Genomic DNA, 11,708 nt, shown 5'->3' with positions numbered 1-11,708 from the left:
CTGAATGCTGTTTAAATCGAACTTGAGCGTTGGGCCCTAGCGAACGCTTAAATTATGGTAAAATGAATGCAATAACGATTGCAGAAGGAGTTAATTCGATGGAAGTGCATAACGTTGAACTTGTCATGAGCGCGGTGGCACCAAGTCAGTACCCAACAACTGGTTTTCCAGAAATTGGTCTAGCCGGTCGATCAAATGTCGGCAAATCGTCGTTGATCAACGTCTTGATCAACCGAAATAGCTATGCGCGGACGTCTAGTCAACCTGGTAAGACGCAGACGCTGAATTTTTATAAAGTTGAGGATCAATTATACTTTGTTGATGTTCCTGGATATGGCTATGCCAAGGTTTCTAAGAAGGAACGTGAGAAATGGGGGCAAATGATTGAGACGTACCTGACAAGCCGGGACACGTTACGTGGCGTCATTATTCTAGTGGATGCACGGCATGCACCTACCAAAGATGATGTTACCATGTATGAGTGGATGCGATACTATCAGATGCCTTTACTAGTCGTCGCTACTAAGAGTGATAAGATTCCGCGTGGTAAATGGAATAAACAGGAAAGCTTAATTAAGAAAACACTTAACTTCCAAGCTGAGGATGATTTTATTGCGTTTTCGGCTAAAACTAAGGAAGGCAAGGATGCCATTTGGCAATGGATCGAAGCACATACTGTGGGAGGCAACTAACTTGGAATTTAATGAATATCAATCATTAGCAAATCGGACGTTATATGGAAATGAACAGGTTTTGACGAATTTATCCTTAGGCTTAGCTTCTGAGACCGGGCAAGTCGTTGATTTGGTTAAAAAGTATACGTTTCACGGCGAACGATTGAATAAAGATCAGTTAACAAAACAGATGGGTGACGTTTTATGGTACTTATCACAGGTCGCTGAATGGGCTGATATTCCGTTTGAAGAAGTTGCCCAGCAGAATATTACCAAGCTAAACGACAAGTATCCGAATGGTAAACCGGTCAAGTAGCAACTGACACCCGCATTTGTGGGTGTTTTTTTGCCCAAATGAGTCAAATAATTGCATTTACTGATTAAATGGCGTAAATTAATAATTGTAAAAGAGTTGTGCACAACTTAATTATTTTGATACGGAGGATGATTTCAATGAAAATTAATATCAAAGACGATGCTCAAGCCTATTTAGCTGACAAGATTCCCGCAGGTAGCCAAGTTATTTTAACAACCGATGATGGTTCTAACAAGTACTCTAGTTTAGGTGGTAGCTGTGCTATTGGTAATAAATTTCAACTAGTCATTCTAAAGGAAGCTGATCCAGATTATACAACACCGCTTGAAAATAATGCGGGCTATATTATGCACGTCGCTCCTGCCGATGAAGCTTATCTTGGTAACGGGTTAAATATTTCTCGTTGGCACAATGCCTTAGCCTTGAAGGACGATAGTGGGATGCTCGATGGCGCCTTGGCAGTCGTGGATTGGCGCGATGTTTCTCCAGAAACAGAGGCCGAACGCCGCGAAAAGATGCAAACGATTGGAACAAAGATTTGCTAATTAACCACTAATCAGTGGCCGCAATTTGGTGTTAAAAGTTAGCTGTGCGGATGCTGAGCGTTAATAGATGCGATCAGCTAATAAGCAGGACCAAGTTGTCATGTGCTCTGGGATGGATTCTTATAAGTAAGCTTAAGAACGAAAAAGAGCCTTCAGTTATGAAGGCTCTTTTTGTGACGTAATCGGTACTAATACATTATTGGTTATTTGTGATCAACTGGTTTATCGGTTGATTTAGGTTGTCGTTGGGCATGTTCATCAATTGTTTCCTGAACGGCTTTGGTAGTTAGCTTGTCTTTGTCGTCAGGACCGATTGCAAATTTATCAAATAGTTTATCAAGGTTATCTTGACGTTGTACTTTTAAAGCCATGTTATCATTCCTTTCGGTTACCGCTAATGATAGCAAATTTTGTGTCATTTGTCAGTTATTCGTCTTTTATACACAATTAAGGGACAAATACGTGTATAAAAGTGCTATTTATGCATAAAATAAAGAATTTTTCAAAAATACTTGCATAAATAATCATATGCGGTTATACTTTATTCTTGTAAATGACAAACGAGGAGAAAAGCATATGAAAAAAAGATTTGGGTGGTTGTTAGCCATTATTGTGGCCCTGATCATGACGGTTGTCCCGCTCGGACAGTCGCAACATGCACAAGCGGCTGATAATTCGTTAGAGCAGATTCAAAAGAAGGGGGTCCTCATTATGGGGACGTCCCCAGACTATCCGCCGTATGAATTCCAGGCGACGGTCAACGGCAAGAGTAAGGTCGTTGGGATGGATGTTCAGATCGGTAAAAAGGTGGCCAAAGATTTAGGGGTTAAGTTGAAGGTCAAGTCGATGTCCTTTGATTCACTGTTGGTTGCCTTACAGACTGGCAAGATCGATATGATTATTTCTGGGATGAATCCAACGCCATCACGACGGAAAAATGTTGATTTCACTCACGTTTATTACAAGGGTGGTTATGACATTGTCATCAACAAAACCGATAAAGCCAAATATAAGAATAAGGACTCGTTTAAGGGTGGTACGTTAGGTGCCCAGACCGGGACCACGCAATATAATGCCATTAAGAGTCAAACTTCGAATACGAAGGCAAAGGGGATGACTTCACAGTCAGACCTGATCTTGGCGTTGCAAAGTCATAAAGTTGACGGGGTTGCGATGGAAAAGCCGTCTGCTGAAGCCTATGTTTCAAATAATAAAAATCTAGTCGCAATTCCTAGCGACTTCAACATGAGTTCTGATGCTACTAGTTCAGCAATTGCGTTTCGAAAGGGATCAACTAGCTTAGTTAACAAGGTTAACAAGACGGTTGATCAGATTAAGAAAGAAAATTTAGTTAAAAAGCAATACTTGCCAGCTGCTGGTAAGTATCTGAAGACCAACACGGTTAACACCTCAATGGGACATTACTGGAAAGCTTTTGCAACTGGGATTGAATACACGTTAATCATTACCGTTTGCTCCGTTTTCTTCGGTTTTATCATTGGGATTCTACTAGCCTTAGCTCGGATGACCAAAGGCAACCCACTGAAGACCGCTATTCGTTGGTTAGCAACGGCGTATGTTGAATTTATCCGGGGCACACCAATGATGGTCCAAGTGATGTTCGTTTATTTTGGGTTAGGACTCTTTGTTAACTTGCCGGCCCTGACTTCTGGGATTATTGCGATTTCTTTGAATTCTGGTGCTTACGTGGCCGAATACATTCGTGGCGGGATCAATTCCGTAGATGTGGGACAAACGGAGGCTGCTCGGAGCTTAGGGATGTCTAATGGCGAAACGATGCGGTACGTCGTCTTGCCACAAGCGCTTAAGAATATTTGGCCGTCACTAGGCAATGAATTTATTACGTTGATCAAGGATAGTTCGATTGTCTCAATTATTGGGGTGACGGAACTAATTTATCAAAGCAACATCGTTCGTTCTGACACGTATCGTGGCGTCGCACCGATTGTCGTTATTATGGTCCTCTACTTTATCTTGACCTTTACGGCTTCACGTATCTTGAACTACTTCGAAAGGAGAATGCAACATGACTAAACCAGTGATTGAAGTTAAAGACCTTGCGAAGAGCTTCGGTGATAACGTTGTTTTAAAAGATATTACCGAAAAAGTAGAACCCGGACAGGTGATTGTAGTTATTGGACCTTCTGGTGGTGGTAAGAGTACCTTTTTACGGTGCTTAAACTTGTTAGAAACGCCAACCAGTGGGCAAGTGGCGTTTGAGGGACAAGATTTGACGACGCTGGACACTAAGAGCGTTAATGCGCTACGGGAAAAGATGGGGATGGTCTTTCAAGGTTTCAACCTGTTCCCGAATATGACGGTACTAGAAAACATCAAGTTAGCACCGATGAAAGTCAAACATACCGATGATGCAACGGCGACTAAGACCGCCCATGAGCTATTACAACGAGTAGGGTTGGATGATCATGCGGATGCCTTTCCAAGTAGTCTATCGGGCGGGCAGGCTCAACGAGTGGCCATTGCGCGGGCTTTAGCAATGAATCCTGAAGTAATGTTGTTTGATGAGCCAACATCTGCGTTGGATCCCGAAATGGTTGGCGAAGTCTTGAATGTTATGCAAGAATTGGCCAAGGATGGGATGACGATGGTCGTGGTAACGCATGAAATGGGCTTTGCCAAGTCAGTAGCGGATCGGATTTGGTTCATGGCGGATGGTTATATTCAAGAAAATAACACGCCTGACGAATTCTTTGCGAACCCGCAAACGGAACGGGCCCAAGACTTTCTCTCAAAAATTTTAATGTAAATACGAGAATGTGAACCGGCTGTCAGATTATTCTGGCGGCCGGTTTTTGTTTGGGTCAATGATAGCCGAGCTTTGCTGTGGTTTGGTAAACAATTGTGACCAGCCGTTATCGGTATCATTAAAATCATATTTGCAGGCCGATTGGTTGAGCCACATGCTATCAGGCGGTATACTATTAATGCTAATTTAAACGAAGGGAAGGTGTGACATGGCATCCGCGCATATTGAACATAAATTATCTTTGTTACCGGACTTACCGGGCTGTTATCTGATGAAAAACTTAAATAGTCAGATTATTTACGTTGGTAAGGCCAAAAACTTGAAAAACCGGGTGCGTTCGTATTTTAAAAGTAGCCATACCGGCAAGACAGCACGGTTAGTTTCGGAGATTGCGGATTTTGAATTTATTGTGACTTCAACGGATAAGGAAGCCTTCCTGTTAGAAATTACGTTGATTCAAAAGCACCAACCTTATTTTAATATTAAACTAAAAAAAGGGACCGGTTATCCGTATATCAAGATCACCAATGAACGTGATCCTCAAATCTTAATTGTGAGCGATGTTCGTAAAGATGGTGGGTATTATTTTGGCCCATATCCGAATGTTTACGCTGCTCAAGAGACGGTCAACTTTATTCAGAAAGTTTATCCGTTACGCCGGTGTCATGGGTTTCAAAATCGGCCTTGTCTGTACTATCATATGGGTCAATGCCTCGGTGCGTGCTTCAAGACAGTACCAACGACGGCGTATGACGCGCAGATCAAACGAATTAAATCCTTTTTAAATGGGCACGTTGAAACGGTCAAGAAGCAATTAACGAAACGAATGGACAAGGCAGCTGCTGAATTAGAATTTGAACGAGCCGCCGAATTGCGTGATCAATTGAATTACATTGAGATGACCGTTGAAAAACAAAAGATTATTTCCAATGATAATACACCGCGTGATTTGTTTAACTTTTATTTGGACAAGGGCTGGCTTTCAATTCAAGTCTTCTTTATTCGTCAAGCACGGCTGATGAAACGTGAGAAACGGTTGTTTCCAGTCGTATCGACGGCACCAGAAGAAATGACGAGTTTTATCCTGCAATTTTATAACCGTAAGAATAATGTGCTACCACGCGAAGTGCTGGTTCCCAATGGGCTGGATAAACAGGTTTTAAGTGATATTCTGGGTATCCCCGTACGGACACCTCAGCGCGGGCAGAAGAAAGATTTGTTAGACATGGCTCAAAAGAACGCGCGCATCGTTTTGGAAGAAAAGTTCCGGTTGCTGGAGTTGGATGAGCGCAAGACAACTGGTGCGATGCAGGAAATTACTGACGCCTTAGGTATACCAGCGGGTCATAAAATTGAAGCGTTTGACCACTCCCATATTCAGGGAGCGGACTTAGTTTCAGCGATGGTCGTCTTCACAGACGGGCAACCGAATAAGAAGTTGTACCGAAAGTATAAGTTGCGGACGGTCGATCATGCGGATGAAGCAGCTTCGACCCGTGAAGTGATTCGACGGCGCTATACACGGTTGTTGAAGGAACATACAGCGTTACCAGACCTAATTTTGATGGATGGTGGCGAGATCCAACTTGAAGCAGCTAAGGACGTCTTAGAGAACGAATTAGGAATTGCAACGCCGGTTGCGGCGATGGTCAAGAACGATCATCATAAGACGGCGGACCTCCTCGCATCGGCCGGTGACCAGCACCTACATCTTGATCCTAAGAGTCAGGGCTTCTACTTACTACAACGGATTCAGGATGAAGTGCACCGTTTCGCCATTACGTTCCACCGTCAAGTGCATACTAAGCATTCGTTGAGTTCACGGTTAGATGAAATTCCTGGTGTGGGGCCTAAGACGCGGAACAAGTTATTGCGCAAATTCGGTTCCATGAGTAAGATTGCTGGCGCCTCAATTGAGGAGATTCAGGCATTGGGGATTGCTAAAAACGTCGCACAGACTGTGAAGTTCTCATTAGCCGGTGGTGGCGTGACGCCGAAGCATTATCAAAAAGGGGCCACATAGTCCGTATAAAAATAACGACTCAGTTGGCCAACTAAGTCGTTATTTTTATGCTCGAATTGATAGGATATTTAATAAATGATTGTAGAGAGCAGTAAAATCACGCTCACTAATGCTTATCGGACTTTTCCCGACCACGTCACATTGCCATGCAGCTTCTGAGTTGCCAGCACGAATCCGCGCAGACTCGTATCTTGTGGCATTTGCTGCCAGGCTTTGATTGCGGTACTATTCGTGACTGATGTGCCCCGGAACAGCGCGATGTTAGCAGCGGCCATGCCACGAGCTAATTGGTTAACTTTGGCGGTTGATAGCTTGGTCTCGTCGCGATCTTCGTATAGTTGACTCAGCGCTGCATTATAGCCGGCCGCATATAATACATCGTGGTCATACTTTTGATAAGCACGCATGGCCGTAACACCTTGTTGTTGTTTGATGTAGGCACTCACGTTTAATGGGGTTGCGCGGTAGGTAGCAGTACCGTTAGCTTGATTGATCTTCAGCGTACCATAATAGTGCGATCCTAAAATTAAGGCACCGCTAGCGATATCGGTTAGCGACTGTCCAGCAACTTTGGTCGACTTGATACTTTGCGCATGAATGTGGCCGCTGAGTGATAGTTTAATACCAGCGTTTGTCAGTGCTTTGCGAACATCTTCAGCGTAGCCAATCGTATAGTCTTGATGAATCACCGTGTGGTCCATCGTATTGTGATGCAATACAGGAATGAGCGTTGCATGGGCCTGTTTCGCCTGTTTGCCGACTTTAGCGATCCATTGCAAGGTACCGTCTGTTAAACCGCCACCGACCGTTGAGTTGCCTTGTTGATAATTACTTTTATAGATGGCCGAGTTTAACATCAGAAACCAGGTGTGTTTACTTGGTTTGACTAAGTACCCAAGTGAACTCGGATCATTTTCGCTGGCTTGACTATAACCAGCTTGCCGATAAATTTTTTTGAACTGAGTCGGGCTGGTCGCCTCAGTGCTATACTGATGATTACCCTTGAAGCGACGGGCAATTGGGTTATTCAAGTCGTGGTTACCAGGGACGACATAAACGCGGATGTGCTAGTCAGTTAGTCGGCGAAGCTGCTTAGCGACATACTCATGACTAGCTTTTTCACCGTTATTAGTGATGTCGCCACTGACGAGAACAACGTCGGGTTTTGTAGCTAGTGCTTTAGCGATAAACGCGCGAAAAATTGTGGCACTGTATTTTAAATCGGCCCCCGCATCGTTGCCAGCATATTGGCTGAAAGCCTTACCATTATCATGTAAGCTTGGTGCAATGACATGGTCGTCACTGATAATCATGGCCGTTAACGTGTTGTGCGTGACAGGCGGCAGGGTGGTGGCCGTAGTTTTTTGGCAGCTAGATAAGAAGATACCACCGAGCAGCACCATCCCGATGCCTAAGATAGATTTCCATAATTTCATCGAATTCGTCTCGATTCTAAATAACATATTAATTTTATTATACCCGTTTTTTAGCGGGGTTAGACGGATATTTCGTTAATTTGGCTAACAAAAAAGACGATCATGTTGATCGTCTTTTTGCATGACATTATTTAGTTGCTTTAGCTGGTTTCCAAATACCAAGGATAACCCCAGCAATAACGGCACCGATAACCGTGGCACCGATGTAACCCCAGATGTTCGTGGCGAGTAGTGAGACCCAAAGGCCACCATGAGGAGCAGGGACAGCAACGCCCCAAAGTTGCGTTAAACCACCGGCAATGGCGGCCCCAACAACACTAGAACCGATAACGTGTAATGGGTCAGCCGTGGCGAATGGAATCGCACCTTCAGTGATGAATGAAACCCCAAGTAACCAGTTAGAAATCCCAGCTTTACGCTCGTCATCCGTAAACTTCTTTGGCCAAAAAGCAGTTGCAATCGCAGTTGCCAATGGTGGTACCATCCCACCAGCCATAACAGCAGCCATTAAGTTCCCATCTTGCGTGGCGGTAAAGGCACCGGTGGCGAAGACGTAAGCAGCCTTGTTGAAAGGACCACCCATATCGATCGACATCATCCCACCAAGTACGAGTCCGAGAAGAACGGCATTACCAGTACCCATTGAGTTCAAGAAGTGGGTAATCCAAGCGTTGATAACTGAGAAGATTGGGTTAACAATAAAGAACATTAAAGCGGCAATAATCAATAATCCGAGAATTGGGAAAATCAACATTGGTTTCATCCCGTCTAAGGATTGTGGCATGTTCTTGGTCCACTTCTTCATCCAAACGGTAACGTAACCAGCCAAGAACCCAGCGGCTAAACCACCTAAGAAGCCAGCGGGACTCTTAGCATTGGCCGTAATGGAAGCTGTGTAAACACCACCGTAAGCGCCAGTGTAAACCGTAGCCATGAACCCACCAACGAACCCAGGCATCAAAGCAGGGCGATCACCAATTGATTCGGCGATGTAACCGGCTAAAACGGGAACCATGAAGGCGAAGGCCATGTTACCAGCTTGGTTGAAGAAGGTAAAGGCCAAGCTCTTACTACCGGCAAATTGTTCAATAATGAAGGAGAGGGCCATTAAGATCCCACCACCAACAACGAATGGTAACATGTGGGAAATCCCGTTCATTAAGTCCTTGTAAACTTCACCCCAAACACTACCATTAGCGCTAGCACCGTCATCGTCGCCAGTAGCACCCCCATCAGCATCGTGATAGACGGGAGCTTTGCCGCTCAAAGCTTCTTGCACTAATTGGTCAGCCTTGTTAATTCCATCTGTGACGGGACGGTTAACGAGATGTTTGCCATCAAAACGAGCCATCTTGACTTTCTTATCGGCAGCAATCACAACACCGTCGGCACGAGCGATTTCATCGGCAGTCAATAAGTGCTTAACACCTTCAGAACCGTTTGTTTCGATCTTAATATCGACCCCCGCAGCTTCCCCAGCCTTGATCAAAGCGGCTTCAGCCATGTAAGTATGGGCGATCCCGTTGGGACAAGCGGTAACCCCAACTAAGTAGGGACGTTTTTCGTCAGTTGTGGTGCTGGCAGCTGCGGCTTCTTTTTCCTCCTTAGCAGCCTGGGCATCACCGAAGAGTTGTTGAACTTCTTCAGGTGATTGGGCATTCTTAAGTTTAGCGACCAATTCAGGATCGATCAATAGGCTTGAGAGGGCGGCGAGAGCAGCCAAATGCGTATTATTGGCACCTTCGGGAGCAGCAATCATAAAGAAGAGGTGCACGGGTTGACCATCTAACGCATTAAAGTCAACACCGGCCTTACTCTTAGCAAACATGACGGTTGCCCGGTTAACAGCCTTATCTTTGGCATGCGGCATGGCAATCCCATCACCGATCCCGGTCGTTGATTCAGCTTCACGTTTGATGATATCTTGCTTGTAGAGCGCTTCGTCGTTGATGACACCTTGTTCGGCATATTTATGAACCAATTCATCAATCGCTTCGTCTTTGGTCGTGGCTTGCATGTCCATGATCATGACATCTTTTAGTAATAAATCGCGGATATCCATGTTAAGGTAACAGTCCTTTCTTTAGTGAGCGAGTTTTTCAATTTTAATGAGTGGCAAGATTTCGTCGATCTTGGCGCGGGTCGCAATGTCTTCCGAAAAGGCGGTTGCGGATCCGCAGGCGAGACCGTAACGGAAACTTTCAACAGCGTCGTGTGTTTTGGCAAATGTGCCGACAAAACCACCAATCATTGAATCACCGGCACCGACTGAGTTGATTACTTGGCCCTTAGGTGCGGGACTAAAGTAGACCGCATCTTTGGTGATTAGAAGGCCACCATCGCCAGCCATTGAAATCAGCACGTGTTGTGCACCTTCAGCCAGCATCCGTTGTCCCGCCGCGATAATATCGGCTTGGCCATTAAACGTCGTGTGATAGTAATCAGCCAGTTCATGGTTATTCGGTTTAACCACAAGTGGGTGACTTGGCAAAGTCTTCTTCAAGGCTTCACCGGTCGTGTCGATGACAAAGTTCGCACCGGCAGCTTCAACCTTTTGAATAATATCGTAGTAGAAGCTATCGGGTAAGCTAGGTGCCAGACTACCAGACATGACGACCACGTCATCTGGTGTTAGATCGGCTAATTCGGTATAGAAGTTGTCGATTTCATTTGTTGTGATGTCGGGACCCGCACCATTTAATTCGGTTTCCTCTTCAGCGTGAATTTTCACGTTGATCCGGGTATCATCGGCAATTGGTGTGAAGTGGCAATCTAGGCCCTTGGCTTTTAAAGCATCACTAATAAACGTGCCGGTAAACCCACCGATAAAGCCGAGAGCTCTGTTGGGTTGGTGTAGGTCGTTTAAAATTTGTGAAACGTTGATACCTTTACCACCAGGCAGTTTCGCCGTATGTGCTAATCGGTTAACGCTACCGAGGGTCATTTGGGGTAGTTGCACCACGTAGTCAATTGATGGATTGACAGTAATGGTATAAATCATGATTGAACCTCCTGAATCGTAGTTAATGGTTGATATTGTTCGGCAACGCTTGGTGTGAGTTGATCGGTGATGATGGTCGCACTGGATAAATCACCGACGCGCGCAAACGAAACGTGATCGAACTTAGTGTTGTCAGCTAAGATAAAGCTTTCTTCACTTTGTAAAATTGCGGTTTTTTTGACGACCGCTTCATCAGGGTCGGGTGTTGTGAGCCCGAATTTGGGATGGACACCGTTGATGCCAAGAAAAACTTTGTTGAATCGGTATTCCTCTAACGACTTAACGGCTTCGGGACCAATCACGGCTTTGGTGGTGCCTTTCAAATTGCCACCAAGCAAGTAGGTCTGGATGCCCATGTCCGCTAAGGCGGAAGCATGGACGACCCCATTAGTTACAACCCGCAAGTTATAACTGGGATTTAAATGGTGGATCATCGCCAGTGTTGATGTACCAGCATCCAAATAAATCACGTCATCGACTTGAATATTTGCAACCGCTTGCTGCGCGATATGGTCCTTAGCATTAACGTTACGGGAAACCTTATCATTCATCGCGGGTTCTTCTTGAAGCGAGTTCATGTATTTTGCGCCACCGTGGACGCGGAGTAACTCGCCCTGTTCTTCTAATTGTTGGAGATCACGGCGTGCCGTGGACTCGGAACAACGAGTTTCAGAACAGATGTCCTTGATTTTAATAATGCCCTTGAAACGGATCGTATTTAAAATGTACTGTTGACGTTCTTCTGTAAGCACTTTCAAATCCCTCCGCATAATAATATACCTGTTTAAGCGTCAAAATGCAACAAAAACCTTCAAAAACTGTCAAAATAAATCAAAATCCGTCATTGAATCATCACCAAGAGTTATTTTAAGCTGATTATCTTGATTGGGCGTGGAACTTTTGACGAAGTGGCCGAAGATTTGTA

The 11,708-nt window shown here is 44.8% G+C and carries 10 protein-coding genes and 1 pseudogene; 6 read left to right on the top strand and 5 right to left on the bottom strand.

Annotation, left to right across the window (positions count from 1 at the left end):
* Nucleotides 1-98 precede the first annotated feature (98 nt).
* From yihA to LP667_RS09220, 3 genes are all read left to right on the top strand, one after another.
* Nucleotides 99-692, top strand: a complete 594-nt coding sequence (gene yihA / locus LP667_RS09230) for a ribosome biogenesis GTP-binding protein YihA/YsxC (protein WP_021732060.1) — start codon at nucleotides 99-101, stop codon at nucleotides 690-692.
* 1 nt (nucleotide 693) lies between these two features.
* Nucleotides 694-990, top strand: coding sequence for a nucleoside triphosphate pyrophosphohydrolase family protein (locus LP667_RS09225; protein ID WP_021732059.1), 297 nt, complete (start codon nucleotides 694-696; stop codon nucleotides 988-990).
* Between the two features lie 137 nt (nucleotides 991-1,127).
* Entirely contained in the window at nucleotides 1,128-1,535 is a 408-nt protein-coding gene (locus tag LP667_RS09220) for an iron-sulfur cluster biosynthesis family protein (protein ID WP_021732058.1), read from the top strand.
* Nucleotides 1,536-1,738: 203 nt separating this feature from the next.
* Here LP667_RS09220 and LP667_RS09215 read toward each other — a convergent pair whose 3' ends face one another.
* Nucleotides 1,739-1,906: an SPJ_0845 family protein gene (locus tag LP667_RS09215; RefSeq protein ID WP_021732057.1), complete on the bottom strand. Its 168-nt coding sequence runs from the start codon at nucleotides 1,904-1,906 to the stop codon at nucleotides 1,739-1,741.
* A gap of 205 nt (nucleotides 1,907-2,111) precedes the next feature.
* Here LP667_RS09215 and LP667_RS09210 point away from each other — a divergent pair, with 205 nt between their 5' ends.
* From LP667_RS09210 to uvrC, 3 genes are all read left to right on the top strand, one after another.
* Nucleotides 2,112-3,590 carry an ABC transporter substrate-binding protein/permease gene (locus tag LP667_RS09210; protein ID WP_021732056.1) on the top strand — a complete coding sequence of 493 codons (1,479 nt, stop codon included), beginning with the start codon at nucleotides 2,112-2,114 and terminating at the stop codon, nucleotides 3,588-3,590.
* Nucleotides 3,583-4,323, top strand: coding sequence for an amino acid ABC transporter ATP-binding protein (locus LP667_RS09205; protein ID WP_021732055.1), 741 nt, complete (start codon nucleotides 3,583-3,585; stop codon nucleotides 4,321-4,323). The genes LP667_RS09210 and LP667_RS09205 overlap by 8 nt, the downstream gene beginning before the upstream one ends.
* Before the next feature lie 208 nt (nucleotides 4,324-4,531).
* Nucleotides 4,532-6,346 (top strand): excinuclease ABC subunit UvrC, encoded by a 1,815-nt coding sequence (gene uvrC, locus LP667_RS09200; protein ID WP_021732053.1) that lies wholly within the window; start codon nucleotides 4,532-4,534, stop codon nucleotides 6,344-6,346.
* Between the two features lie 113 nt (nucleotides 6,347-6,459).
* Here the strand turns inward: uvrC and LP667_RS09195 are convergent.
* The 4 genes and pseudogenes from LP667_RS09195 to LP667_RS09180 form a co-directional block, all read right to left on the bottom strand.
* Nucleotides 6,460-7,782, bottom strand: a pseudogene (locus LP667_RS09195) (metallophosphoesterase family protein).
* A gap of 127 nt (nucleotides 7,783-7,909) precedes the next feature.
* Nucleotides 7,910-9,844, bottom strand: a complete 1,935-nt coding sequence (locus LP667_RS09190; RefSeq protein WP_056988472.1) for a PTS fructose transporter subunit IIABC — start codon at nucleotides 9,842-9,844, stop codon at nucleotides 7,910-7,912.
* 21 nt (nucleotides 9,845-9,865) lie between these two features.
* Nucleotides 9,866-10,783, bottom strand: coding sequence for a 1-phosphofructokinase (gene pfkB / locus LP667_RS09185; protein ID WP_021732050.1), 918 nt, complete (start codon nucleotides 10,781-10,783; stop codon nucleotides 9,866-9,868).
* Nucleotides 10,780-11,535 carry a DeoR/GlpR family DNA-binding transcription regulator gene (locus LP667_RS09180; protein WP_003644567.1) on the bottom strand — a complete coding sequence of 252 codons (756 nt, stop codon included), beginning with the start codon at nucleotides 11,533-11,535 and terminating at the stop codon, nucleotides 10,780-10,782. The genes pfkB and LP667_RS09180 overlap by 4 nt, the downstream gene beginning before the upstream one ends.
* Nucleotides 11,536-11,708: the final 173 nt, after the last annotated feature.

This window comes from Lactiplantibacillus paraplantarum, from assembly GCF_003641145.1.
GTDB lineage: Bacteria > Bacillota > Bacilli > Lactobacillales > Lactobacillaceae > Lactiplantibacillus > Lactiplantibacillus paraplantarum.
Note: the sequence above shows the minus strand (reverse complement) of the source record. Positions and strands in the feature narration are given on the sequence as shown.

Bases quoted from the DNA above. Each gene is read 5' to 3' on its own strand.
- yihA (WP_021732060.1), top strand. From the start codon at position 99: ATGGAAGTGCATAACGTTGAACTTGTCATGAGCGCGGTGGCACCAAGT.
- LP667_RS09220 (WP_021732058.1), top strand. From the start codon at position 1,128: ATGAAAATTAATATCAAAGACGATGCTCAAGCCTATTTAGCTGACAAG.
- LP667_RS09215 (WP_021732057.1), bottom strand. From the start codon at position 1,906: ATGGCTTTAAAAGTACAACGTCAAGATAACCTTGATAAACTATTTGAT.
- LP667_RS09210 (WP_021732056.1), top strand. From the start codon at position 2,112: ATGAAAAAAAGATTTGGGTGGTTGTTAGCCATTATTGTGGCCCTGATC.
- LP667_RS09205 (WP_021732055.1), top strand. From the start codon at position 3,583: ATGACTAAACCAGTGATTGAAGTTAAAGACCTTGCGAAGAGCTTCGGT.
- uvrC (WP_021732053.1), top strand. From the start codon at position 4,532: ATGGCATCCGCGCATATTGAACATAAATTATCTTTGTTACCGGACTTA.
- LP667_RS09190 (WP_056988472.1), bottom strand. From the start codon at position 9,844: ATGGATATCCGCGATTTATTACTAAAAGATGTCATGATCATGGACATG.
- pfkB (WP_021732050.1), bottom strand. From the start codon at position 10,783: ATGATTTATACCATTACTGTCAATCCATCAATTGACTACGTGGTGCAA.